Consider the following 25,657-nt stretch of genomic DNA (forward strand, 5'->3'; position numbering starts at 1 on the left):
GAGCATGCCTGCACGGGATTCTAAAAATAAAGCGATGCTGTGTTAGTTAGATTTTTGTCAACCAACCAAACTTGTCTTCCGCTTTACCCCATTGAATATCATTCAATGCTTGGCGCAGTTTTAATGTGGTTTCACCAGCGTCACCAGAGCCTACGGTAATTTCTTCGTCGTTATGGATTAACGTGCCCACAGGGGTAAGAACCGCAGCAGTACCAGAAAGTGCTGCTTCAGTGCCTGGCTTTTGTGCTCGCTCAATTAATTCGCTCACAGTGAAATTACGTTCGGTTACGGTCATGCCCATATCGCGAGCAATGGTCAGAATCGAATCGCGAGTAATACCGTGTAAGAAGGAGCTGTCCAACCCTTTAGTGATGATTTCGTTACCATCAATTAATATAAAGTTAGCGGCACCGGTTTCTTGTACGTCACCATTCGGGCAAAACAGCACTTGGTCTGCGTTGCTTTCTTTACGGGCGCGTGCAATCGGGCCAAGTGCGCTGGCATAGTTGCCGCCGCTTTTAATCATTCCCATGTGGGCTGCGCAACGAGCACCGTTTTCTTCTAGTAATAGACGCAGTGGTTTCACGCCTCCTGCAAAGTAATCTCCAACTGGCGAAAGCAGTACATATAAAAGTGAGGTCTCAGATGAAACCGCCGCTTTGCCGATGCTAGCTTCATTGCCAATATGTGTTGGGCGAATGTACATAGAACCCGGTGGGTTAGGTACTTCGTCAGCATACATTTCAACAATTTGCGTGATCATGCTACTAAGTTGTGCTTTGTCGATGGCTGGTAAAAACAGTAGGTCAGTACTTTGAGCCATGCGCTCAATGTTAGCATCCATACGGAAAATATTGACGCTACCGTCTTGGTGTTTGAATGCTTTTAAGCCTTCAAAACACGTGCTTGAATAATGCAAGACGTGGGCACCGGGGTGCATCTCCAACTTATCAGAAGGAACAATGCTAGAAGATGTCCATGAATTGTTTTCAAAGGTTGCCAATGCCATTTTAGGCATGAAAACGGTTCCGAATGCGGCCATTACTTATTCCTAACTATTCACTGAACGCCTTACAGCGTTCAATATTACTATTCTTTGATGCACATAGTAGGCTTAGTTAATCGGGCCTGTGTGCATAATTTTTTGCCAAAGTGTTTTAACCGTGTCGATGTGGGGGATTAACCCAGCTTGGTCGAGCTCATGGGGGTCTAACAGTAACTTTTGGTTCTGTAAGGCCCGACGGTGTGCCATTGAGCGATAGGCGATATAGGCCTGTTTGAGGGCTTCACTTTGCTTAGGGTCGATGACGTTTTTTGACGCTAAGGTTTCCAGTAGACGAATGTTATCAGTCCAAGACAGCAAATCTGAGTATTGCTCACAGTAAGCCAGTACGAAGTACTGTACCATGAATTCGATATCCACTATGCCGCCCGCATCCTGCTTTAACTGGAATTGGGTTTTGCCCACACTTTGAGAGCCTAGATTATCGCGCATTTTATCGCGCATTTCTCGTACTTCTTGCTGTAGTTTCTGAGGATTTCGTTGTTTTGTGAGGATTTCCCCTCGGATATGGGTGTATTTCTTGGCTACTTGCTCATCACCGGTTATAACGCGAGCACGAATTAAGGCTTGGTGTTCCCATGTCCAAGCTTCGTCTTGCTGATATTTCTCGAAGGCGTTTAATGAGGCGACGATCATACCGCTGGCTCCACTGGGGCGCAGACGCATGTCGGCTTCGTACAATTGTCCTGCGCGAGTAGTCGTGTTTAATATATGAATAAGGCGCTGCCCCATGCGGGTGTAAAACACGCCGTTCTCAAGTTCTCGCTCGCCTTTTGTGTACTTGTTTGGGGTGCCGTTGTGCAGGAAAACCATGTCGAGGTCTGAGCCGTAACTTAACTCGATACCGCCTAATTTACCGTAACCTAAAATTAAAAATTCAGGGGTAGTGACGGCTTCGTTTTGAGTGTTACTTGGATAGCCGTATTTATCCACCATTTGCTCCCATGCAAGCCACAGGGCTTTTTCTAAAATTGTTTCGGCAAGCCACGTTAGGTGATCACTTACTTTCATTAAGGGTAGTACGCCAGTTATATCACTGGCGGCGATTTGCAGCTTATGGGCACTGGCATAGTGCCTTAAGGTGTCCATTTGTTCTTCTAAATCTTGTGGCTCTATGCGTAATAGCCTTTGCTCAAGGTCAGCTTTTAAGGTGGCTTTATCGCTAGGGTTATAAAGGTGGGCTGGATGCAAAAGCTCATCTAATAAAATGGGGGATTGGGTAATGCTTTTGGCAATCCACGGACTGGCTTCACATAAGCGCACTAGCTGTTGTAAGGCGTTAGGGTTTTCACTTAGTAATACTAGGTATGCTGTGCGTCGTAGAATTGCCTCAATAAGTGGAACCAGTCGCTCTAGGGTTTGTTGAGGATGCTGGCTTTCCCATAAGGCTTTAAGTAAAAGGGGCATTGCTTTATCTAGCCGCTGTTTACCAATGGCTTGCATTTTATGCTCAGCCAAGTTTCTTAGGTTTTCTAAGGTGGCTTGCAATTGCGCGGTATTGAGTGGGTCGTCGCCCAAGTCATCTTCTGGGCTTTGAAACCAAATATGTCGCCAGCTTTCTAGATCGGTCTGCTGGTTAGTTTCTTCTTCCTCAGCCACAATGTGTTCAAAGTGCAGCATGACTTTTTCACGCTGGGTATCAAGTTTGATTAAAAAACTCGACCAGTCAGTAAAGCCCATGTAACAAGCAATACGAGCTTGATTTAATTCATCCATGGGAAGGGTTTGGCTTTGCTCATCGTTTAAGCCCTGAATGGCGTGTTCGGTCTCTCTTAAAAAGTGATAGGCGGCTAGTAGATCTTGTACCGCTTGAAAAGGCAGGTATTCGTTTGCCTCAAGGAATTGAAACACTTTAAAAATATTAGGTTGCTGTAGTTCGGATTCTTGTCCGCCACGAATTAATTGAAATGCCTGAGCAATAAATTCTATTTCACGAATCCCGCCACTGCCTAGTTTCACATTATTGCCTAGGTTGCGACGAACGGTTTCTTGGCGAATGCGTGACTTCATGTCTCGTAAGGATTCAAATGCGCTAAAATCCACATATTTACGATAACTAAATGGACGCAATATCTGCATGAGTTCATTAATATGATGGGCTTCCCCTGTCACAGCGCGCGCTTTGATCATGGCGTAGCGTTCCCAGTCGCGGCCTTGATCATGGTAGTAGTTTTCAATGGAGTTAAGGTTCATAACAAGGGGGCCAGACTGACCATAAGGGCGTAAGCGCATATCAACACGATATACAAACCCGTCTGCGGTAACTTTATCTAGGCTTTGAATTAATGCTTGTCCGAGCTTGGTAAAATATTCTTGATTAGAAATACTTTTTTGCCCGTCTATTGCTTGAGTCTCACCGTTTTCTGCAAATACAAAAATTAAATCGATATCGCTTGATAGGTTAAGCTCCCCCGCGCCTTGTTTACCCATGGCAATAACAATCAACGACTGAGGCTCTTTTGATTTTTTAGCTACGGGCTGGCCGTATCGAGCTTGTAATCGTTCATTTAGCCATTCAACCGTACAGCGAATGCACATATCAGCTAGCTGGGTTAATTCAAATAGCATGCTTGGCAGACTACTTAAGCGGTTGATATCACGGTGAATTAAGCGCATTTGGTGTAAACGACGAAATTCTCTTAATGTTTTGTACAGTTGGTTGTCGTCTGTACATTGATTTAATAATTGCTGTAACTGTTTTTCAATTTCGCAGCAGTCAAGTGGCTCAGTTAGAAACTTATTGTTAAACAACTGGCTAGCAATATCAGGGAAGTGATTAAAACTGGTAAACACATAATCACTTAACGTGAGGGTTTTAAGTACAGAGTTATTTTCAAGGCTTGGATTAAGCTCTGGGTGTTTAGAGACCAATTGTGAAAAGATGCTTTGACGTTTAGTGGAAAAGTCATTTAACGAAGCAGGTAAGTCTGACCACATGGTATTTCCTTAACTCACTTAGGCAGGGCGTAGATAGCTATAATTGTAGCCTGAAACTGAATAGCCGTCTTGGGCTTTACGTGTTTAACTTGATATGCTTTTGATGGCAGTTAGGCTTGAGTTTCGCTTGAAAAGTATGCCATAGTAGTCACGTCCTCCAATCAGTTTTTTCTATGATAATCCAACCATTTAAAAAGACCGAACCAACAAGTGCTGATCGCCATTTAGTTGGCTCAGATGCACGAATTTTGCGTAAAATTAAACGCACAATAGCCACTGTTTTACTGTTGGTGGTACTGCATGTTGTCGCTATGATGGGCTTCGAGTCGTTAACCTTATGGCAGGCAATATGGTTAACTTTGACAACCATTACCACAGTTGGCTATGGGGATTTAAGCGCAAAAACAATGGCAGGACAAATGTCCACCATAATATTGATATTCATGGCTGCGATTACGATGGTGACGTTTTTAATTCGAGATTACGTCGATTATCGTATTGCTCGTAATGAGCGCATTCGCTCAGGTTTATGGGATTGGAATATGGAAAACCACATACTAATAATTAATGCCCCAAAATATAATGCTGATAAATTCTTTGAGCGATTAGTGACACAAATTCGTGAAGATGATGATTATACGGATGTGGGTATATTGCTGTTAAATACCTTGTATACAAGTGGTTTGCCTGCGCAACTGAAAGATTTAGGGGTGCGCCATGTATTGGGAAATGGTAATAACGATCACGACCTACTGCGTGCAGAAGCTAAGCGAGCCAAACATATTTTAGTGCTTGCTCAGGATGAGTACCACGCCGACAGTGACAGTATTAGTTTTGATATTGCTTATCGGTTATCTGAGCAACATCTTGGACATATTACCCTTGTTGAGTGTGTCGAAGATAATAACCGAAAGCGTATGTTCGACTTAGAAGTGAAATCCATTTTACGCCCAATTCGCTCTTACCCAGAAATATTGGTGCGGGCCATGGATGCTCCTGGCAGTGAAGTTGTGATCGAAGATATGTTCACCCGTAAAGATGATCACCCAGAGCGCTACAGCATGTGGCTAGAAGGGGAGTTATGGGCTGATGTTGTATCGGCTATGTTAAGGGCAGGAGTTGGGACACCGATGGCCTACATAGATAAAGACGGGCATATTACCGTTCACCCTAGAGGGGATGCACGAGTCTATGCACAATCTGTGATTATCCTCGTTAAAAGTGATGATGTACCCACCCCAGAAATGGTTCACGATGCATTTCAGCACGCCTTTCAGCAAAAGATTTTAGACGCAGCACAGTAACAAGATAGAACAAATATAAATGCCAAATAAAACAGCCAGAGAAATTATTTTGGGCTGTTTTATTTGGCATTTATGTATTTATCAGTTGTTAGCTTGCTTTTTTCTTATCCAAATTAATAGAGCTAATGTTATGCCACTGGCGGCAATAAAACCTATGACCATAGGAATGACGGTGCCGTTGTATTGCTGGCCTATGTAGGTGCCCACAACAACCGATATCAGCATTTGAACGGTGCTAATCACCGAAGTTGCCACACCCGCAATGTGTCCTAACGGCTGTACGGCAAGAGCATTGAAATTGCCAAACAAAATGCCAAAGCAGAAAAACGTCAACATCATATATAGCATAAAGCTTAAAAGCCCCGGATGGCTTTGGCTGAATTGTGCATATACTAAAAACAAAATAGATGCCGCTAAAATAACCGCTAGAGCCATTATGCATAGGGTTTGCATGGACATTCGCATGACTAATTTAGAATTGGCAAACGATGAAAAACCAACGGCTAAGGCAAGCACTCCAAAATACAGCGAAAATAATTGGCCAGTTTCGTATTGTATTTGCAAAATTTGTTGCGACGAACTGAGATAACCAATAAACGCACCAAACATGATGCCAGCTCCTAACGTATAGGTGCGGGACTCAGGATGCTTAAGGGTTTCTAACATGCCTAATTTAATTTGTTTAAATGAAAAGGCGATGCGCTTATCTGGGGTTAAGGTTTCCTCTTGACGCAGGTGTAGCCAAAGGGTAGATACAAGCGCAAACACAAATAATAAAATGAATATCCAATGCCAGTCAGCAAATATTAAAAGTATTTGACCAACAGAAGGGGCAAGGGCAGGCACCATGATGAATACCATCATCATGAGTGACATAACTTTGGCCATTTCTGGGCCTTCGTATTTATCACGCATAATGGCAATAGTGACCACCCGTGAAGAGGCCGCGCCAAACCCTTGTAATACTCGACCAAATAACATTTGGTCAAAATCTTGTGCAAAAATTGAAATCAAACAACCGACTAAAAAAATACCCGTACCAAGGTATATGGCATTCTTTCGGCCAAAAGAATCAGAGATAGGGCCATAAAAGATCATGCCTAGACCCATACCTAGGAAAATCATAGAGATAACCAACTGGTTATCATTAGGGTTTATAACTGATAAGTCTGCGCCAATTATATTTAACGCCGGAAGCATGGCATCAATGGATAGAGCCACCATGGACATAAGGGCGGCCATTAAGCAGATAAATTCTAAACGACTAGGTTGTTTGGCTGTCATGTGGTTTATGTACATAAAAATAAGGACGCTGAGTAAAGCATAGTTTGACTGAGTCTGTCAGTGCTGGCTTTAGGATAGTCTATTGCGTAAATATGAGGGCTAGTGGGAAGGCTTATCTTTAGGTTATAAATCTAACTCATAGGTTGATCAATAAGTAATATTCAAGCCTAAGTGGCTATAAATAGGGAATCCTTACAATCCTTTACACATAAGCCATGGTTTATTCATTGATGCAATGTGGCGTAAAAAGTATCATTGGGCCCATGAAATCCTATCTATTACAAAAGCTGCGTAAACATAATGCTATGTTTGCATCTGTGCTGACACTGGTTATCTTAATTAGTGGCAGCTTGCAGTTGGTGCATGATCAGTTATTAGATCACCACCATACGATGGATTGCCCCATGTTTGTGTTGGATGGCAGTGCAGCCACTACTACAGACACCACAGAATGCAACGCCACAAAACAAGCCATAGAGCAGCATACTTTTACCCCAGTCTCTTTGGTGTTATCTCAACTTGAAAAACAACAAGCCCGCGCGCCCCCAACCTCTCTTTAAATCCTATGCATCATTAAATTAAGACGCAGTCTTGTTGTGTCTGTTATTTGAGTTCGGCTCGTGAAGACGGGCCGTTTTGTAGTGTCCAATAAATTCATCGGCTGTTGTCAGTTGGACGTTACGTTATATATAAAGATTTAGAGAATTTTAAAATGAAAGTATTTAATCAAAATTTACTATGGGTAAGCATTGCTACCTTGGCGCTAACTGGTTGTGGAAGTAGTGATGATAGCAACAATGAGATAGATGATGAGCATGAACATGATCATGAAATCTCGATCCTCGTGTCGCAAGCCAATACCAGTACGTTATCGTTACTTGAAGAAGGCGAGCTGGAAGCATTGGATGATGCAGCTGCAGACAATAGCGCAACCTTAGTGCTTAGCCAAACTGGTGCTTATAGCGCCGTACTTGCTAGCGACACCGTTAACTTTGTTCATGGCTTACATGAAGATGAGGAAGAGGGTGAACATGAGGAAGAAGGGCATGAGGAAGGTGAACATGAAGAGGAAGCTCATGTTATTGATTTTTCTCTTACCGCAAGCCAAGTGATCACCACCAATGGTCACTTTTCGATGCTGGATTCTGGTAGCTCTGTCTTTGTGGCATATGATGACCTTGAAACCATCACAGATGCCTCTGAAGGTACATCTGATTTGTCTGTGGTGGAAACGTATCCAGCACTTATTTTAGATGAAGAGCATGACCTTAAACTGCTTTTTGATGGTGTAGATGCTTTGCTTTATGAAGGTACAACCGAGGAAACCAACTTTACATGTGCTAACCCAAGTGGTCACGGTCAAACCGGTGAGCTAGTGGTAGTAGCCTGTGAAGCAGGCTCTGTTGCCCTAGTCATCGAAGAAAGCGAAACCGAGCATACCTTTACAGACTCAGTACTTACGTTAGATGGCACAGGGGCAAACTATCAGTGGCGAGCAAAAGGGGGTGTCATTGTAGGGTATGAACCCAGTACCAGTAACTATGCCATCGTAGAATTAGATGAAACAACGGGTGACATTCAATTAGTGACAGGCTCACAAGACGTAACTCATGATTTCTCACAAAATATTTGTGACTTACAACTTGATAGTGAATCTCAAGATGTTTTAGCACTGAGTGAAAATGGACATTTTGCAGTACTTAACCACGAAGGCGAAGCCTTAAAAAATATTGTATTAGATGAATCTAGTGCAACTGAATGTGGTGATTTGATCATGGCGGTCGCTGCTAAAACCGCCATTGTTGTAGATAACAGCGTCCAACAAGGTTATGAAATTGATGTGGATGACGTCGAGAGTAACCCAAGTGGCTACCACGTCCATGAACGCTTTGATTTAACCGTAAATGATGTGCATAACATGGTTATCTTCCATGAAATAGAAGAAGGTGAGCATGAGCATTAATCGATTAATCCATGCCATTTTCTGTGCTTCTATCAGCCTTGTGCTGATAGGAGGCAGTCATGCATTTTCAGAAGAAGTTGTACTAGAAGAAGTTCGGGTAACGGCATCGGGGCAAGCCTTGAATGACGTAGCCCAACCTATTCAAATTATGAATGAAGATGACATTCATGGGCAAAACGGCGATACCTTAGGAGATATTCTTTCCAGCTTGCCTGGTATTTCTAACGCCAGCTTTGGTGCCGGTGTCGGGCGACCAGTGATTCGTGGCCTTGGCGGAAACCGTGTGAAAATGGCCATTAATGGCACCGATAGCGCCGATGTTTCCGCCATGAGCAGTGATCATGCGCCCATGGTGGATGCAGCCAATGCAAAACAAATAGAAGTGATCTATGGCCCAAACACCTTGCGCTATGGTAGCAGTGCCATGGGTGGAGTAGTGAACATGGCTGACGCCCGTTTTCATGAATACCCAGCCTTGGAGCCTTGGCATGGCCACGTTGAAAGTGCGTTTAGTAGTGTTGATGCAGGTACGAAGGTTAAAGCTAGTTTAGATGCCGCTCAGGATCAATGGGTTGTGCATTTGGATGGTTTTAATCGCAGCAGTGACAATTTCAAAGCAGGGAATGGCACTACTATTGAAAATACGGCTAGCGATAGCCAAGGTGCTAACCTTGGTGTGAATTACCTGTCAGACAATGGTAATGCACATGGAATTGCGTTGTCGGTGCTGGATTACGAGTATGGGGTACCTAACCCTGATAATGATCGCGCAAGCGTTAACCCAAGCCAAGTTCGTTTAGACGGGCAAAGTATCGTGTATTCCCCCATTAAGGGTATCCAAGAGGTGAAAACCCAATTCACTTATATTGATTACCAACATGGGGAGTACTTGGGTGACATCGCTGTGGGTTTGTTTAACAAAACAGCGAGCGAATTCAAAACCACACTTAGTATGCCTAATTTGGGCTTGTGGCAAGCCAGTTTTGGTGTGCATTGGGCATGGCAGGACTTGCAAGTGTGTCACGACCATGGAGGCTGCACAGCCATTCCGGATTACAGTCAGGTAAGTTGGGACGGTGCCCAAGGAGTAAACTTAACCAATGGCTTGAACGGAGGTTACTTGTTTGCCCATGATACGCCAATGCCACTAACCCAGACTCAAGATTTAGGCATGTTTTGGGTAATGGAGCGTGACTGGGCCTTGGGCATTTTAGAGTTAGGGGCCCGTATCGATCAGCGTACTATTGAAGCGGACCCTACATCCATTCGTACATCTTACCGTCAAACCGCCAGTTATTATGATGACAAACAATTTAACTCCGCTTCGTTAAGTGCCGCTATGACGTGGCGTTTTGATAAAGACAAACTAGGGGTGAGTGTTTCTCGCTCACAAAGAGCACCCAGTGCAGATGAGTTGTATTGGAATGGTGATCATCATGCTACGTTCAGTTTTCAATTGGATAACGGGGATCTGGACTTAGAAACAGCATACAGTGTGGATGTAACGTGGATACAACAAGGGGAGCACTACCAGCTGCAAGGTGCGGTTTATTATTATGACTTCGATGGTTATATTTATAATGAGCTTAAAAACTTAGTAGACCCAAATCATGGTGATCCTGTGTACCGACATGAACAGCGAGATGCACGGTTTACTGGTGCCGAATGGCAATTCGATCATGAACTAACAGACGATTGGAAGTGGTTTGTACGTGGGGATGTTGTGCAAGCACGACTTAAAGAAGGGGTTAATAAAAACCTGCCACGTATTCCGCCATTCACCAGTAGTACTGGCTTTAAGTTTGTTCAAACCCACTGGCAAGTATCGGCGGATGTAAAATACTATGCGCAACAGTCGGATGTGGCGGAGAATGAAAGTAGCAGTGCAGATTATTATGTTGTGAATGCTTATGGGTCTTACGAATTCAGTTTAGATGACCATGAATCCGTGAAACTGTATTTAAAAGCTTACAATATAACTGATCAATTTGGTCGTAACCATGTAAGTTACTTAAAGGAATATAGTCCAATTATAGGAAGAAATATCACTATAGGGGCCAATTATTCTTTTTAAATAGCTTACCCCATTTACGGCTTTCTTGATGCAAATCAAGAGCTAGCTTGATATGAGTTTTAGAATGAAGACATAAGGTTTTAAAACTCATAACAGAGGGTTACAAAAATGCCAATTGAAAATCACAGTTTAGCCAATGAGCTTCCAGAGCATAAAGAACTAATCCACGACTTAAAAATCAACAACATGCATTTCCACCGTTTATTTAATGAATATCATGACTTAGATAAAGATATTCATCGTATAGAGCAAGGGGTGGAGAACACATCAGACCAATATCTTGATGGTTTGAAACTGCAACGTTTGCATCTTAAAGATGAAATGCTTGGAATGCTTAATGCTCTATCTGGCTAATACGGTTTTGTAGTAAATGATTCAGGCTCAAAAAATAAAAATAAGAATCGAGCCTGCTTCTGATTTACGCGTTATTGGCAAGCACTAACGGTGTCAATTGATATTGAATGTTAATATGTTCGTCAGTGTTCAGCGCTTGCAAGGTTTCTAACCACAACTTAAAGCCATCGCATTGAATGTGGTTTCTGTATCTGTGACCTATATACACACTGTCTATAACCAAGCCTTTAACACCTACTGACTCATCAACTAATTTAAAGCCATTTTCTTGTAATAATAACCAATCATCGGATGCTTCATTCTTAATCGGCTGTAAAAATAATGCAGCAGGAATGTGCTTGCTTTCGATTAAATTTCCAGCCTCCATAAATTGAGCAACAAATGTGTTTTTAGGGCGCTCAAATATAACTTGGGTGTTATCCACTTGCTCAATTTTACCGTTATTTAAGATGGCCGTTTTATCCGCAAAATGAAACGCTTCTTGCTTGCTGTGAGTGACAAAAATACAGGTGATTTGCGATTGCTTGAGAATCTCTCTTAGTTCGGCCATTAGCTTGTATTTAATCTGGCTATCGATATTTGAGAAAGGCTCATCCATTAAGAGTAATTTTGGCCGTTTGGCTAATGCGCGAGCCACAGCGGTTCGTTGTTGCTGGCCACCGCTTAACTCATGAGGAAAGCGTTCTCCTAGATGGCTTAAATTCACTAGATCCAAGTTTTGTTGAATAGTTGTGTTTCTCGCTTCTTTGTTTAAAGACTTGAGCGAAAAACCAATATTATCCGCCACGCTCATATGAGGGAACAGGGCGTAATCCTGGAATATAAAACCAATGTCACGCTGTTCCGGTGGCAGCTCAAAACGGTTATGTTTTAGCACTTGGTCAAATAAATGTATGGTGCCGTGTTTGGCCTCTAATAGTCCAGCCAATGCTTTTAATGCTGTCGTTTTACCGCAACCACTTGGACCCAACAAACACAGAATTTCGCCTTGATTGAGGCAGAGGGTAAAATCCTTGAGAATGATTTTACCTTGTAGGTATACGCTTAAGTCTTCAATATTTAATGCAGGTGAACTCATGGCATCCTCTGGGTGCGACTTAACAAGGCAATGGGTAACAAGCTAACAACAATAATTAATAATGAGGCGAGTGCCGCGTGTTCAAGTTGATCGTCACTGGCGTGTTGATACACATAAGTCGATAGGGTTTCAAAATCAAATGGACGTAATAACAATGCGGCAGGTAATTCTTTCACACATTCAATAAACACTAATAAAAAAGCGGCGATCGCCATAGGGCGAATTAATGGAACGTGTATCCAGCGGAACACTTCAAATTTACGCTTGCCTAGTGTGCTGGCGGCTAAATCTAAATTGGGACTGATTTGTTGATAACTGCTATGCAGGCTGCCATTGGCAATGGCAATAAAACGGATCATAAATGCTAATAATAAAGCAAAGCCACTACCTGAGAACAATAAACCTAGGCTGTCTTGTCCTGCCCATGTCATTAACTCATGTAGCCCTAAATCCAACGCTCCAAGAGGGATTAAAATAGCAATGGCCAGTACGGTTCCTGGAATGGCATATCCTAAAGACCCTAAACTGATGGCAACTTGATTAAGTTTAGACGTCGTAAACCTAAGTTGGGCGTTAAGCAGTAATGCAACCACCATGCAAATTAGCGCCGCTAAAGCGGCCAATACAAAGGTATTTTGGCTGTGGCTGAATAAATCAGCCTGCCAATTTTGCTTGAAGTAAGTGAAGGCATAATCCACAAGGTGTAAAACCGGAATCACAAACCCCAGTGCTAGAATACTCATACATACTAGCCATATACTCATATTCTTAGTCCGAGTAACCGGCAAGCGTTGCAGTGGTTGCTGGCCTCTGGGTTCAAATTGTTTTTGGGTTTTACGCTGCTGACGCTCTAAAAAACTCAAACCTAAAATAAACGCTAAGAGTAAACAAGATAACTTTGCTGCGCCGGACAAGCTGCCATAGACCAGCCAGCTATCATAAATGGCCGTGGTTAACGTGCTGATTGAAAATAAATGAACGGTACCAAAGTCGGCTAAGGTTTCCATGGCCACCAATGTACAGCCAACCGCTAGAGCAGGGCGTGCCATGGGAAGACGTATGTTAAAAAATACTTGTTTAGAGTTGGCACCTAATAAACGGGCAGCATGGTCGAGGTGGTCACTTTGTTTGGCAAATCCAAAGCGCAGCAATAAATAAATATAAGGATATAGTGCAAGTGCCAGCATTAGGCTGGCACCAGCTAATGATCGAATATCGAAAAACCAATAGTCATCAGGGCTTTGCCAGTCAAACCAGTCCCGTAAAGTGGACTGTATTGGGCCTGCGTAATCTAAAGTCTTTGTATAAATATAAGCACTGATGTAAGCAGGAATAGCCAGCGGGAAAACCATGGCCCATTGTAAAAAACGGCGGCCTTTGAATTCATAACGGGCACACCACCAAGCAGGAGCAATGGCAAATAGGCAGGCAAAAATTAATGTTAACGACACTACAGTAAAACTGTTGTAGAGGTACTGCCAAACAACCGTATCTAATATATTGCTAAACGTATGATCGTTTTCATCAGAACTGAAAAAGCCCTGATAAACCAGAGCGATAATTGGGGTAAATAATACCAGTGAAATGCCGAGGGTCAGGCAAGGTAATAATTTTTTAGATTGGGCCATGGCGGCGATTATAAAGCAATGAACTTAAAGATAAAAAAACATCTGCACAATTGATTGTGCAGATGTGAGCTGTTTTAAAGGTCAAACTGGACCTTATCTACAAGGCGCAGGGCTGCTTTGCGCTTGGCTGCTACTTGTTCTAATGGAATGTCATCTGCTTTAAAGTCGCCCCAGCTTTGAACTAGCTTAGATGGTGCTACTGCGGGTTTAACTGGGTATTCCATGTTTAAATCGGCATATAAAGACTGAGCAGCATCTGAGCTTAAATACTCTAATAGGGCTTGAGCTTGAGCCTTATGAGGGGCATATTTAGTGATAGCAGCGCCACTAACATTAATGTGTGAGCCACGATTATTTTGGTTAGGGAAGTTCAACTTAACCGCATTCGCCCAATGAATTTGCTCTTCGTCTTGTAGCATTTTGCCAAAGTAGTAGCTGTTCCCCAGTGATAGATCACATAAACCTTCTTTAATCGCTTTTACTTGTCCGCGGTCACTGCCTTGAGGTTTACGCGCGAGATTAGCTTTTACATCATGCAGCCACTTTTCAGTAGCGACTTCGCCGTTATGAACAATTAATGAAGCAATTAAACCCAAGTTGTAAGGGTGCTTACCAGAGCGCGTACAAATGCGGCCTTTGTATTTTGCATCGGCTAAGTCCTCGTAATTAATATTTATGTTGCCGATGCGGTCTTTAGAGGAATACACATTGCGCACCCGTTTGGTCAGTGCTACCCAGTGTTGTTCGCTGTCGCGAAATTGAGCAGGAATTCGTTGGTTAATCACTTTGTCATCAAAGGGTTGGCTTAAGCCAGACTCTTTTACTTCTAATAATTTTGCAAAATTAGAGGTTAGTACCACGTCGGCTGGGCTTAATTTTCCTTCACGTTGCAAGCGCTGGATCAGGCCTTTTTTAGCAAATACGACTTTGGTTTTAATACCCGTTTCTTTAGTGAATTGTTCAAGAATAGGTTCGATTAAAAAGGGTTGGCGAAAAGAATAAATATTAACCGTGTCAGCAAACGAACTATTAATGGTAAGTATTAAACCAAAGACGAGTAAAAATGGGCGCATTTATGCAGCATCCTTTTAATGAGAATGCTTATTATTCTAACATAGGAAGGGCCAGATCCAAATAGACTTCATAAACTTTACCTAATTTGCTTTGGATAGTTGTGCGCAAGGTGCTCAACTTGTCGCTCAATCAAAGCTTGATAATTTGGTATAAAAGCCTCTATCCAGTAGCTCACTACAGGCTCAGAGCCATTAAGTTGAATGAGGTTATGATGTTTCTGCATACTAAGTTGCCCTGCCAACTGGCCGCTTTCAATGGCGGACTTACTCACCAGCAGAGCATTGGCTTCACTTTGCTCGCATAACAAAGCTGCGCCGTGGCAGGCTTCTTTGTCGTTATTCATGGCTAGCCAAGGTTTGGTATCTACTTGAGCGGTATTAGGGAAGCGTCGAGTTAATATATCGCCGCAGTGCAGTGCCAGTTGGAAGTCTACGTTGTGTAGCCCTTGTTTGCTTCTATCTTCATTAAGTTGTTTCAATAAGCCTAAAACCAGTAAACCCGTGCAAATACCGTGAAAGCTATGTTTGTCGTCGTTTTGCTCCTGATCAAACAAGACCATGATGCCATTGTGCTCATAGTGTGTAACGCAACCATTGTAAAGCTTGGCCGCTTGCTGAATAACGGAGTAATGGTGTTCTAATAAGCTGGCTAATTCAGTTTTATCCAGTTCTTGTTGGGCTTGATCAAGGTTGGCCAGTTTAAAAAATAATACCGCCCCTTGGGTGTAATCGGTTTCAATTACCAGTTGTCTGTGTTGCCAGCTAGGGGTGAGCTGAGGTTGCATATAACGGGAGAGTGCATGATGAGTAACCTTCTGCAAAGTGGTGGTGTCGTGCAGTTTTTTTAGCGCTTTTGATAGGTCGTTAAATTCACCAGATTGATGCTCGGTGATTTGTTTAATGGCACCAAGGTGTTCTAGCTCATATTGGCTAACTTGAAGCTTGCGACCAAGGGTACGACCAATTAACCAACCAATTAAGCTGCTTAATATGACAAAAAATAAGCTAACGACGATCCATAATCCATAAAGCTGCCATGTGCGCTGAGCAATAGTCGTATCATCTAATTGAATCTCTAATAAGCCAATTACTTCGTTTTGGTGTTGAATACTAATAGGCTGGCTTTGAGTGTCATTGGTGCTGCCCTGCTCGGCCATGAGCTCATTGTTTAAGTTATAAACAGCCGCGTAATGTACGCTCCTGTCTTCGGTGATTGCCGCCAGAATCACATTTAGGCTGAGTAAATCTTGGCTGAAAATGGCTTCGGCAGACTGCAAGCTAACTTGCTTTGTTAGGGTTTGTCGCAGTTGAGATTGTTGCTGCTCTAAGTGTTCAACCGCCGAGCGGGTAATAGGTAGACCAATAATTAAACTGGCAAATAGGGCAAGTAAAAGGCAAATGAATAGAGCACGAACACTTAAAGGCCAGTTTTTTTCTAATAATGTCATGGCAGATGGATCAGTTACAAAATAAGCCCCAATAATATCGGTTATTGCACAGTGCGCCTACCGCTTGGCTTATCTATAGTTAAAAAAACAAAAATTGATATCGGCCCTCACGCATGGGGCACAAATAGTTTATCATAGCGGCCTTTTTAAGTTGGCAGCTTGCCTTAAACCAACCTTAGGTGGACACCATGAGCGATACTAAAAAGCTTTTAGAAGAGAAAGTAGCCCTATTAGAAAAAGGACTATTCACCATGTCTAAAGACCGTGCTCGCGCACTTTCTAACCATGAAACCGTAGACCTAGTCGAAGAGCTACGTGCAGCGGTTGCTGAGCTAAAAGCCCACGCTAACCAGCTGTAATCATTTTAAGACAAGGTGCCCAAGTGAAAGAAGTTGTTCTGATTAAAGTCAGTGGTGAAGATAAGCCTGGTGTAACCGCCAGTATTATGGAGATTTTGGCCCAATATGGCGTAAATATATTGGATATTGGCCAAGCAGAAATCCACGACAACCTTTCATTGGGCATTCTCGCTGAGCTACCCAGTAGTTCAGAATCGGCCCCCGTATTAAAAGATGTGTTGTTTCGCAGCTATGAATTGGGTATGTCGGTGCGTTTTACCCCAGTTTCAACCGAAAAATACAACAATTGGGTTGCTGCTCAAGGCAAACCAAGGCACATCATCACGTTACTAGCACGCAAGCTGACCGCTGAACACATAGCTCGTGTTACCGAAGTAGTGGCCCGCTATGAGTTAAATATCGATAACATTTCACGTTTATCTGGCCGTATAGCACTTGAGGACGACAGCCAAGGGGCCAATAAGGCCAGTGTTGAATTCTCAGTACGTGGATATGTTGATCAAGCCGCGATGCGCGCTGAGTTTTTACAGATCTCCAGTGATCTAGGGGTGGATATCGCCATGCAGGCGGATAGTCCATTCCGTCGTAATCGCCGTCTTGTGGCCTTTGATATGGACAGCACATTAATTGAAGCCGAAGTAATTGATGAGTTAGCCATAGAAGCTGGAGTAGGTGATGAGGTTATTGCCATAACCGAGAGCGCCATGCGTGGTGAAATCGACTTCAACGAAAGCTTTAAGCGTCGTGTTGCGCTATTAAAAGGCCTAGACGAATCCGTATTAGCGCAAATTGCCGCGCGACTACCGGTGACAGAAGGGGCAGAGCGTTTGGTTTCTACCCTTAAAAAGTTGGGTTATAAGACCGCTATTTTATCCGGTGGCTTTCAATATTTTGGTCAGTTTTTGCAAAACAAATTGGGCATTGACTATGTACACGCCAACGAGCTTGAAATCGCGGATGGCAAGGTTACGGGCAACGTCACTGGCACCATTGTAAATGGCGAACGCAAAGCTCTTTTGTTAGAAGAAATTGCTAAAAGTGAAGGCATCTCTTTAGAGCAAACCATAGCCGTAGGTGATGGTGCTAACGATTTACCCATGCTCAGCAAAGCAGGTTTAGGTATTGCCTTCCGTGCTAAGCCTTTAGTGCGTCAAAACGCTGAACAAGCTATCTCAACATTGGGTTTAGATGGTGTGCTGTATCTATTGGGAATTCGTGATCGCGATGATATATAACGTTTCACTTTGTTGGAGCGGCTTTCTTTAAGTGGCATAAGTGAAACTGGTTAGAGCGCAATTATAACCCTATTAAAAAAAGTAGGGTTAAGCTTGTGCCAAACCCATTCTACAAAATGGCAGTTTAACGGTTTTAGTCGTCGCTAAACTCGTAATTCATTTGGGTGCTTGGCCCACTTAAGTAATACCCTTGAATAAAGTTCACACCGCTGGTCCACAGTTGAGCAACAATATTGGCGTTTTCAACAAAAGGCACAATAGAGGCTTTTTCATGTTCACTTATGCTGCTTAATAGGGTTTTTAAGCCGTCCATGCCTTTTTCAGTGTTCAATTCTTGCGTGAACGAGCCATCCACTTTCACATAATCTGTATGAACATGATCAAATAATTTAAATGGGTCAATGGCGGAACCAAATCGACAAATAGCAATTTTATGCCCCAGTTTATTCATGGAGCGGGTCATGGAATGAGCTTGTTTCAAGTGGCTTATGGCGTCAGCTTCGGTGAACTGATAAATAATAGAATGAGGCGGTAGTTTAGACGCAGCCAATAGTTTTTGAATCCAAGGGATGAGGGTTTCATCAATTAAGGATTCATTGGTTAAATTAATAAATAAACGTGTGTCATTACCTTGAGCACGCTGTTGTGCCAAACGCTTGCCGGCGTTTAGGATAACCCAGCGGTCCAATTTGCGCCTAAGCTCCGGTGATACATCGGCTAAGAACTCTTGTGGCGATATATCGGTTTCGTCAGTATCAACTAAACGTAATAGAGTTTCATAATGCTCGCCGGTTTCATCACGTAAGTTGATGACTGGCTGGAACAGTAACTTCAGTGTGTTGTTTTTTATGGCGTCTAACAGCTTGGCTTCTAGGCGTTCGCTGTCAGTGTTAGCGAGCTCAGCTGGGTTGTATAGGTATACGCCGTTGCCTTTTTCATTACCTTCTAATTTTCGAACGTAATAACTGGCTTCATGAGCATGTTCGAGCACTTCTTTTGGTGAGCGCGAGCTTTCATTAATTAACGCCAAACCGATACTGCACGTGACTTGCACTGTGCGTTGATCAACGGCTACAAGGTGCTCTTCAACGGCTTTACGGATATGTTCGGCAAAACCAATGGCCTGCTCGGATTTGCTTTCATGCAGTAAAATGCCGTAGCAGTCTTCACCGACACGCGCGACTAAATCTTCTTCACGACACTTGCTGCGTATTAGGTGGCCAATGTCACACACCACCATGTCGGCCCCTTCAATGCCCACTTCTCCTTTGCACTTACCAAAAGCATCAACATTGATGTAAGCAATGGCTCCGTGAGAACCGCTGATAACCGCTTGGTCAACAGCGTCAGCTAATTTTTCGTTAAAGTAGTGTTTGTTATATAAGCCGGTTAACAAATCTTGCGAGCTAATTTGCTTAAGCTTACCTTCTAATTCAAAGTTATCTGAATTGGCGCGAATCATAACTTGTACGCAGGGCTCATCTTCATAAGTGGCGCGTGCAAACATCATGCGGCTGTCTACGTCTTTACCTGCAACGTCTAACATTTTGCACTGAAATTCTGCGCTACGGGCCTTGCCTGCATTAAAATCTTTTAGGAATATTTTAAAGCGACCTTGGTCTTTGCTGTAAACCATGTCCATTAAGGGGATGGTTAATAAATCATCCGCATCCTCGTAACCAAAAACTTTGGCATAGCTTTCGTTTGCAAATAGGTGCATGCCATCTTGAATATAGGCAATGGCATCTTTGGCGCTTTCTAAAAGGACTTGGCAACGCTTTTCTGATTCACGCAACAATGCTGCCGCTTCACGTAACTCTCGGCGCATGTGAAGGTTTTTAACTTCGCGTAGTACAACTTGTAAAATATGGTTGTATTCACCAGATGGGACTAGATCTACGGCACCTGATTTCAGGGCTTTTTCAGCTTGAATACTGTCTATTTCATCGTGCAGAAAGATAGTGGGAATATCCTTGCCTTGCCCCTGAATTTCATTCAGTACCGTTTTTCCCGAAAGGTGTTCCATTTCAAGGTAGCATAAGCACACATCCCACACTTGATCGTTCAACTTGGCTTTAAGGCCATCAATGTTTTCGATTAGGTGGGCTCGTGTTGGGTATCCAGAGTTACGTAACAGGCTGGTTACTGTTTCAGCTTCTTGCTGAGATTCTGAACAAATCAGCAAACGTATCGCTTCTTTAGCCTGCATAAATGTGAGCCTATGCCTTTTATTATAATTAGTTAGGCGGCAGATTATAGCGCCTTGCAGGCTAGGCTTTAAGTGTTAACTTTGGCTTTTAATGTAAATGTGTACCGTTTATCAGAGGAAATTAGCCGTTTACGGAGGGAATACCTTAATTTTGATCGGAAAATAACCATCAAGGTGTTGTTGATTAAAGTTTATCCCATATAGACTTAAATTCATCTTGGTTGTCTTGACTGCTTTCTTGGGTGTCAGAGGATACTTGAGTGAGGGACTGGTACTCATATTGAACAAAGCTTCTCGATACACTTTGATGCTTGGTTAATTGAATGCGCTGCTGCATTCGGTCATCTGCCATCTCAGCTTTACTGCCCACTTTAAAAGGGATGGTCGGTAAAACGAGAGTTTCCTTTTGCCCAGCCGCTAAAAACGCAGGGATACGAATGCCCCTGATGAATTCTCCGTGTTCACCTGTTTTATTAAGTAGCCTAACGGCAACAGGCTCTGCTTTTGGTGCTAATAGCTCAATCCCAATTTGAGCAGGTTGGTTCTGTAAGGTGCGAATCCAACGAATACTACCAATACACCAGTCTTTCACCTTTGGCTCTTTTATCGCAACAAGCTCACCGGTTTGCATGGATGCTGGAGGATTACTCAAGCTGATACCATACCCACCGGGGCTGGTATTAATAATAAGAGCATTAACATTTTTACCTTTAGGGCCGGAGTCTTCTTGGTCTGCGGCATTCTTGTCTAAAAAGCCAACGCTATCAAATTCAATGTCTTCTGAGTTGCCTGTAAATAGGTTGCCAGCATCAAAGCTATTATCCCAAATATCTTCACTGACTTTAGCTTGTTTGTTTTCTGCTAAGTCTAGATGCCACTTTTGCAGTAAATAGGTAAAACTTTTTTCTTTCGCGCAAAAATAATGAGATGAAAGAAAGCCAATGGCTAAATTAACTTGACCACTAGATTTCATGCGGCGGAAACTTCTTTCTTTCATGCCGCCCCAAGCATGCAATAAGTGGTTAATTAACCCACTGGATAAATTTCCCGGAATGGTTATTTTGACTTTTTCTGCGTATAGGCTCTTTTGCAAGGCGCTGACTAATTCGGTTGTATCAAAGGTACGTATAGCCCCAGATGGGACTGACTTTACTAAAGAGCGGTAGATGGGGGCGCGATCATTATTTTGTACGTAAAGGAACTGGGCTTGCGTATCTTTAATCGTTGAAAGCTTTAGTAAGTTGCTCCATAGCTCAGTAGCCGCAAACAAATTTGCCTGTTCCGATTGGCGTAATTGATTTGGCTTGCTGCTTCCTAGTAACAGTGCACGAGTGTATACATCAAAAATGCTGGAGTTGGCGCGAAACTTAGTTTGACTATCTTTTACTTCATGCAGCTGAAGATTTTTAGATTCAGCCAGGGCGTATAATTGGTGTAAGTCTAACCAAGCATTTTTAGGCGCTGAACTGTAAAGTTGAAACGCACGAAGAAGTGTTTGGTTAATATCGCTAATGGCCCTGTGAATGGCGAAAGTTAACAATTTTGGTGTGTGGTTTTTCTTTTTAGAGGCCGTATTCGCCAGCTCTAGGATAATATGTTTGTACCCTGTGGCTAATTGGTTTTGAAGTGTCTGAGCAAGTTTTACAATTTTTAATTCATTATCGTTAAGAATGACAGACTGATTTAAGTATCGCTTACTGAGTAACTCACAAATGGTATACACCTGAGTACGCATTATCTCTAACATCTTATAGCGTAGAGCTGAGTTGAGTTCAGTTTGATTGAGTTCTTTACCTGCTTGAAATAGTAATTTAGCCGCTGCGCCAATATTGCCCATAGGCAGCTTTTTACACCATGCTTCAAACCCACTGATTGAGTTATCACAAAAGCTTAAACGGTTTTGCTGAATCTCTGGGACTGAAATTTTGATATTGCTATTTAGTCCGTCCATGACAGCCCTCTCGTTAATTACAGCCATCAAGATGAGTTCCTCTATGCATAAGTATGGTGTGCAGTGGGCAGTAAATCCACACTCTCCTTTCTCCATTATGGGTTTTAGAATAAATAGTAATAACTAACTAACCTTTTCGCCAATTTCTGAGTATAGAAAGTGGTTATTTTTTAACAAGTTGGCGTATTTGGCATCATGAAAGGAGAATAATGGAGGTTAAACTGCGGAATGATATTTGATTTACGGGATTAATTCATTGCCACATAAAGATAAATAATTATTATTCGTAGCTCTGTATGTGAGAATACGCCACCTGCATAGCTAGTATTTTGCTAGGATTTTTATCTGTTAATGGTTGAGCGGATACCACATAAAATACTTTAAAGCAGTAACAACCAAAGCTCGACAAAAATAAAGCCCTTGTAAATTTAAGGCAACTTAAAAGGGCGAAAGCGCTTTTTTATACGCGAGAAATTAATAATGAATGCTGGTTTTAGATGCGTGCCCATCCACCTCCCGAACCAACTTAGGGACTAAAAAGCCGGGCAGTTCAGTTTGGATTTTTTGCATCAAGTTAGTAGCAATGGATTCTGGCACATCAAAATGATGAGCGCCAATCACAGGGTCGAGCAGGTGCAGGTAATAGGGGAGCACATGAACATCAAATAGGCGCTCGCTTAAATGAATGAGGCTTTGCGCGTCATCATTTACGCCTTTCAATAGCACGCTTTGATTTAGAATATGAATCCCTGCTTGATATAAAGTATTGAGTGCAGCACCCACTTCAAGGCTGATTTCATTCCCGTGATTAGCATGAACCACCATCACGATGTTTAGCGGACTCGCTTGTAAACGCTGTACAAGTTCAGGTGTGACTCTATCTGGAATGACGATAGGAAGACGCGAGTGTATGCGCAGGCGTTTAACATGAGGTATGGCTTCAATTGCACTGATTAAATCAAACAAGCGGGCATCGCTGCTAGAAAGTGGATCGCCACCACTTAGAATTACTTCATTAATTTCTGGGCGCTGCTGCACGTATTGTAACGTCTCTAGCCATTGTCGACGGTTTAATTGATTATCGGCATAAGGAAAGTGTCGTCTAAAGCAATAACGGCAATGAATGGCGCAACTGCCATTAACAATGAGTAACACACGGCTTTTGTATTTATGCACAATACCGGCAGTGGGGTTGCTTTGGTTTTCCCCTAGGGGGTCCAAAACAAATCCAGTTGGAGGAGATTGGCCTTCTTCAATAAAGGGCCACACTTGGCGCAATAATGGGTCGTGAATGTTGCCTTTTTCAATGCGCAGTAAAAAGCTCATAGGCACTCGAATAGCAAAGGTGTTAGCACCTTCAATACCCGCAGGTAATAAACTTTGGGGTAGTTCAAGCCATGTTAATAAATCTTGGGCGCTGAATGGGCAATTAGCCAATTGCTGCTGCCATGTTTCACCAAGAATGGGCTGAATGGGAATTTGCGAATCAAGGTGTGAGTTCATGACAAATGGGCTACCAAACACGGACAATCGCCGTTTATTACATCAAAAGGGCTATTTTGATCTATTTGGGCGGGTTTGCACATGACTATGTCCAATAATGCTGATTTCTAGCTACTGCCTAAAACTGCTGTAATGGGGTATCATAGCGCCCCTAAATTTTCGTAATCTCAAGCTAATCGGTGATTTCCCATGGCGAGCTACTCAACCAGCGAGTTCAAATCTGGTCTTAAAGTGATGTTAGATGGTGACCCATGTTCCATCTTAGAGAATGAATTTGTTAAGCCCGGTAAAGGCCAAGCCTTTAACCGCGTGAAAATGCGTAACCTTAAAACGGGCCGAGTATGGGAGCGTACGTTCAAGTCTGGTGAAAAACTAGACGGTGCAGATGTCATGGATTACGACATGGAATACCTGTACACAGATGGTGAGTTCTATCATTTCATGGCCACAGATGGTTCTTTTGAGCAGTATCCTGCACACCCTGATGCGGTTGCTGACACTAAAAACTGGTTAAAAGAACAAGAAAAATACGAAGTGACTTTATACAATGGCAGTCCAATTTCTGTGACGCCACCTAATTTTGTTGAATTAGAAGTAGTCGAAACCGATCCAGGTTTAAAAGGGGATACCGCTAACGGTGGCTCTAAGCCTGCGACTCTTACCACTGGCGCGGTTGTACGTGTACCATTGTTCATTAACATAGGTGAAGTTTTGCGTATTGATACACGTACTGGTGATTATGTTTCTCGCGCCAAAGGCGATTAATTTGCTGTAAAGTTAGCAGCGTTGCTCATGCTACGTTATAAAATGGTTTAAGCTCGTTACATAGGCACCCTATGCGTTTCTTAAACCATTTTATGTTTTGCTAACGCTTCAAGTGTCTTAAATTTTATATCTAGTTCATTTCTGTCGTTTTTATTATTTCTTCATTTTTAAAGGGCATTTATATGTCTTGGAAACCATCGGCTTCAATTGAAACGTTACAGCAACGTGCAAAGCTCAATGCTTATATTCGCGAATTTTTTATACAGCGCGATGTGTTAGAAGTCGAGACACCTCAGTTATCAAAAGCTGCGGTGGATGATGCAAACCTGCAACCTATTCAGGCCAATGCTTGTGACTCCCCAGTGTATCTACACACGTCACCTGAGTACCCTATGAAGCGTTTATTAGCTGCAGGTAGTGGGGATATTTATCAAATATGCAAAACGTTTCGCGACGGTGAAATGGGTAAGCGTCATAACCCAGAATTTACCATGCTGGAATATTATCGTTTACGTTTTGATTTAAAGAGTTTAATGGATGAAGTGGCTCAACTTATTGGGGATTACTTGCATATTCAGCGTCGAGTGGAGCTAAGCTATGCGCAGGCATTTAATCAATTTGCTGGCATAGATGTATTCACCATTGATGACGGGGAATTACGCGAACGGGTAAGCGAATTTGTAGGCGCGGAGTTATCGTTAAGCCGTGATGAATGTTTGGATATCATCATGAGCCATGTAGTGGAACCTCAATTCCCGAAACATGCCTTGGTGTTTATTTTCAATTATCCTGCATCGCAAGCGGCACTGGCGAATACATTTGTTGATCAAAATGATAATGAATTGGCGAAACGATTCGAGTTATATGTAAACGGTTTAGAGCTGGCCAACGGTTATCATGAGCTGACCGATGTTCAAGAGCAGCAAGCACGGTTTAATCGACAAGCAGGAAAAATGGAACACTCACGTCCAATGGATCAGTACTTTTTACAGGCGTTAGAACATGGTTTGCCTGACTGTTCAGGTGTAGCCATTGGTTTGGACCGGGTATTGATGCTGAAACAAAAAGTGGAAAGCATTGCACAGGTTGTGAGTTTTGAGTTTGGAAGAGCTTAATGAGAGATAATTTGAACGATGCTTTTAGAGGTTTTGGGTTAATGTTAGCTAGTAGGATGGTTGGCGCGGTACAAGCGTAACCCATCATTGTCGAGTCTTTATGATGGGTTATGAACTCGCGGTGCTCGTTCACTCCATCCTACATTTTTCAACTTCATTACGTGAATATCTTCGTTAGTCTGATTATCTAACCTTGTATCGGTGGTAGGGTGGCCCCGTACAAAATGAAAACAGACTTTTCAAATATCCAAATGGATTCCGCTCTGATCATTCCTCAAAACCGGCATGAAGAACATTTATTTTTATCGTTTAAA

Annotated in this window: 19 protein-coding genes; 9 read left to right on the forward strand and 10 right to left on the reverse strand. The window is 42.7% G+C overall.

What is annotated here, in order from left to right; translation table 11 throughout:
- Positions 1-46: 46 nt before the first annotated feature.
- On the reverse strand, positions 47-1,042 hold the full coding sequence (locus ABWV45_RS07725) for a branched-chain amino acid aminotransferase (protein ID WP_353350341.1): 996 nt from the start codon (positions 1,040-1,042) through the stop codon (positions 47-49).
- A gap of 72 nt (positions 1,043-1,114) precedes the next feature.
- A complete protein-coding gene (gene glnE / locus ABWV45_RS07730) occupies positions 1,115-4,000 on the reverse strand; it encodes a bifunctional [glutamate--ammonia ligase]-adenylyl-L-tyrosine phosphorylase/[glutamate--ammonia-ligase] adenylyltransferase (RefSeq protein WP_353350343.1) in 2,886 nt (961 codons plus the stop codon).
- A gap of 173 nt (positions 4,001-4,173) precedes the next feature.
- Here glnE and ABWV45_RS07735 point away from each other — a divergent pair, with 173 nt between their 5' ends.
- A complete protein-coding gene (locus tag ABWV45_RS07735) occupies positions 4,174-5,304 on the forward strand; it encodes an ion channel (protein ID WP_353350345.1) in 1,131 nt (376 codons plus the stop codon).
- An 81-nt stretch (positions 5,305-5,385) separates the two neighbouring features.
- Here the strand turns inward: ABWV45_RS07735 and ABWV45_RS07740 are convergent, their stop codons facing one another.
- Positions 5,386-6,588 carry a multidrug effflux MFS transporter gene (locus ABWV45_RS07740; protein WP_353350347.1) on the reverse strand — a complete coding sequence of 401 codons (1,203 nt, stop codon included), beginning with the start codon at positions 6,586-6,588 and terminating at the stop codon, positions 5,386-5,388.
- Positions 6,589-6,851: 263 nt separating this feature from the next.
- Between ABWV45_RS07740 and ABWV45_RS07745 the strand changes: the two genes are divergently transcribed.
- From ABWV45_RS07745 to ABWV45_RS07760, 4 genes are all read left to right on the forward strand, one after another.
- Positions 6,852-7,148 carry a hypothetical protein gene (locus tag ABWV45_RS07745; RefSeq protein ID WP_353350349.1) on the forward strand — a complete coding sequence of 99 codons (297 nt, stop codon included), beginning with the start codon at positions 6,852-6,854 and terminating at the stop codon, positions 7,146-7,148.
- A gap of 152 nt (positions 7,149-7,300) precedes the next feature.
- On the forward strand, positions 7,301-8,551 hold the full coding sequence (locus tag ABWV45_RS07750; protein ID WP_353350351.1) for a hypothetical protein: 1,251 nt from the start codon (positions 7,301-7,303) through the stop codon (positions 8,549-8,551).
- Complete coding sequence (locus ABWV45_RS07755) at positions 8,541-10,625, forward strand: TonB-dependent receptor (protein ID WP_353350353.1); 2,085 nt, start codon at positions 8,541-8,543, stop codon at positions 10,623-10,625. Before ABWV45_RS07750 ends, ABWV45_RS07755 begins: the two co-directional genes overlap by 11 nt.
- A gap of 108 nt (positions 10,626-10,733) precedes the next feature.
- On the forward strand, positions 10,734-10,979 hold the full coding sequence (locus ABWV45_RS07760) for an HP1242/YdcH family protein (protein WP_353350355.1): 246 nt from the start codon (positions 10,734-10,736) through the stop codon (positions 10,977-10,979).
- A 64-nt stretch (positions 10,980-11,043) separates the two neighbouring features.
- Here ABWV45_RS07760 and ABWV45_RS07765 read toward each other — a convergent pair whose 3' ends face one another.
- The 4 genes from ABWV45_RS07765 to ABWV45_RS07780 all read right to left on the reverse strand — a co-directional run bounded on the left by ABWV45_RS07765 (position 11,044) and on the right by ABWV45_RS07780 (position 16,206).
- A complete protein-coding gene (locus tag ABWV45_RS07765) occupies positions 11,044-12,057 on the reverse strand; it encodes an ABC transporter ATP-binding protein (protein ID WP_353350357.1) in 1,014 nt (337 codons plus the stop codon).
- Positions 12,054-13,685 carry an ABC transporter permease gene (locus ABWV45_RS07770; protein ID WP_353350359.1) on the reverse strand — a complete coding sequence of 544 codons (1,632 nt, stop codon included), beginning with the start codon at positions 13,683-13,685 and terminating at the stop codon, positions 12,054-12,056. Before ABWV45_RS07770 ends, ABWV45_RS07765 begins: the two co-directional genes overlap by 4 nt.
- Positions 13,686-13,759: 74 nt before the next feature.
- Positions 13,760-14,758 carry an extracellular solute-binding protein gene (locus ABWV45_RS07775; protein ID WP_353350360.1) on the reverse strand — a complete coding sequence of 333 codons (999 nt, stop codon included), beginning with the start codon at positions 14,756-14,758 and terminating at the stop codon, positions 13,760-13,762.
- 77 nt (positions 14,759-14,835) lie between these two features.
- Positions 14,836-16,206 carry a hypothetical protein gene (locus ABWV45_RS07780; protein ID WP_353350361.1) on the reverse strand — a complete coding sequence of 457 codons (1,371 nt, stop codon included), beginning with the start codon at positions 16,204-16,206 and terminating at the stop codon, positions 14,836-14,838.
- 188 nt (positions 16,207-16,394) lie between these two features.
- Here ABWV45_RS07780 and ABWV45_RS07785 point away from each other — a divergent pair, with 188 nt between their 5' ends.
- On the forward strand, positions 16,395-16,565 hold the full coding sequence (locus ABWV45_RS07785; protein WP_353350363.1) for a hypothetical protein: 171 nt from the start codon (positions 16,395-16,397) through the stop codon (positions 16,563-16,565).
- A gap of 23 nt (positions 16,566-16,588) precedes the next feature.
- Positions 16,589-17,800: a phosphoserine phosphatase SerB gene (serB, locus tag ABWV45_RS07790; protein ID WP_353350365.1), complete on the forward strand. Its 1,212-nt coding sequence runs from the start codon at positions 16,589-16,591 to the stop codon at positions 17,798-17,800.
- Positions 17,801-17,933: 133 nt separating this feature from the next.
- On the opposite strand, the gene ABWV45_RS07795 is transcribed toward serB, so the two are convergent.
- From ABWV45_RS07795 to epmB, 3 genes are all read right to left on the reverse strand, one after another.
- Positions 17,934-20,009, reverse strand: a complete 2,076-nt coding sequence (locus ABWV45_RS07795) for an EAL domain-containing response regulator (protein ID WP_353350367.1) — start codon at positions 20,007-20,009, stop codon at positions 17,934-17,936.
- 184 nt (positions 20,010-20,193) lie between these two features.
- Entirely contained in the window at positions 20,194-21,987 is a 1,794-nt protein-coding gene (locus tag ABWV45_RS07800; RefSeq protein WP_353350369.1) for a cyclic-di-GMP receptor FimW-related protein, read from the reverse strand.
- 447 nt (positions 21,988-22,434) lie between these two features.
- The gene (epmB, locus tag ABWV45_RS07805; protein ID WP_353350371.1) at positions 22,435-23,463 is read right to left on the reverse strand and encodes an EF-P beta-lysylation protein EpmB; all 1,029 of its coding nucleotides are present in this window, start codon (positions 23,461-23,463) and stop codon (positions 22,435-22,437) included.
- Positions 23,464-23,652: 189 nt separating this feature from the next.
- Here epmB and efp point away from each other — a divergent pair, with 189 nt between their 5' ends.
- Positions 23,653-24,228 (forward strand): elongation factor P, encoded by a 576-nt coding sequence (gene efp, locus ABWV45_RS07810; protein ID WP_353350373.1) that lies wholly within the window; start codon positions 23,653-23,655, stop codon positions 24,226-24,228.
- Between the two features lie 182 nt (positions 24,229-24,410).
- The gene (epmA, locus tag ABWV45_RS07815; protein WP_353350375.1) at positions 24,411-25,343 is read left to right on the forward strand and encodes an EF-P lysine aminoacylase EpmA; all 933 of its coding nucleotides are present in this window, start codon (positions 24,411-24,413) and stop codon (positions 25,341-25,343) included.
- Positions 25,344-25,657: the final 314 nt, after the last annotated feature.

It is taken from the genome of Oceaniserpentilla sp. 4NH20-0058 (genome assembly GCF_040371755.1).
In the GTDB taxonomy this organism is placed as follows: domain Bacteria; phylum Pseudomonadota; class Gammaproteobacteria; order Pseudomonadales; family Oceanobacteraceae; genus Bermanella.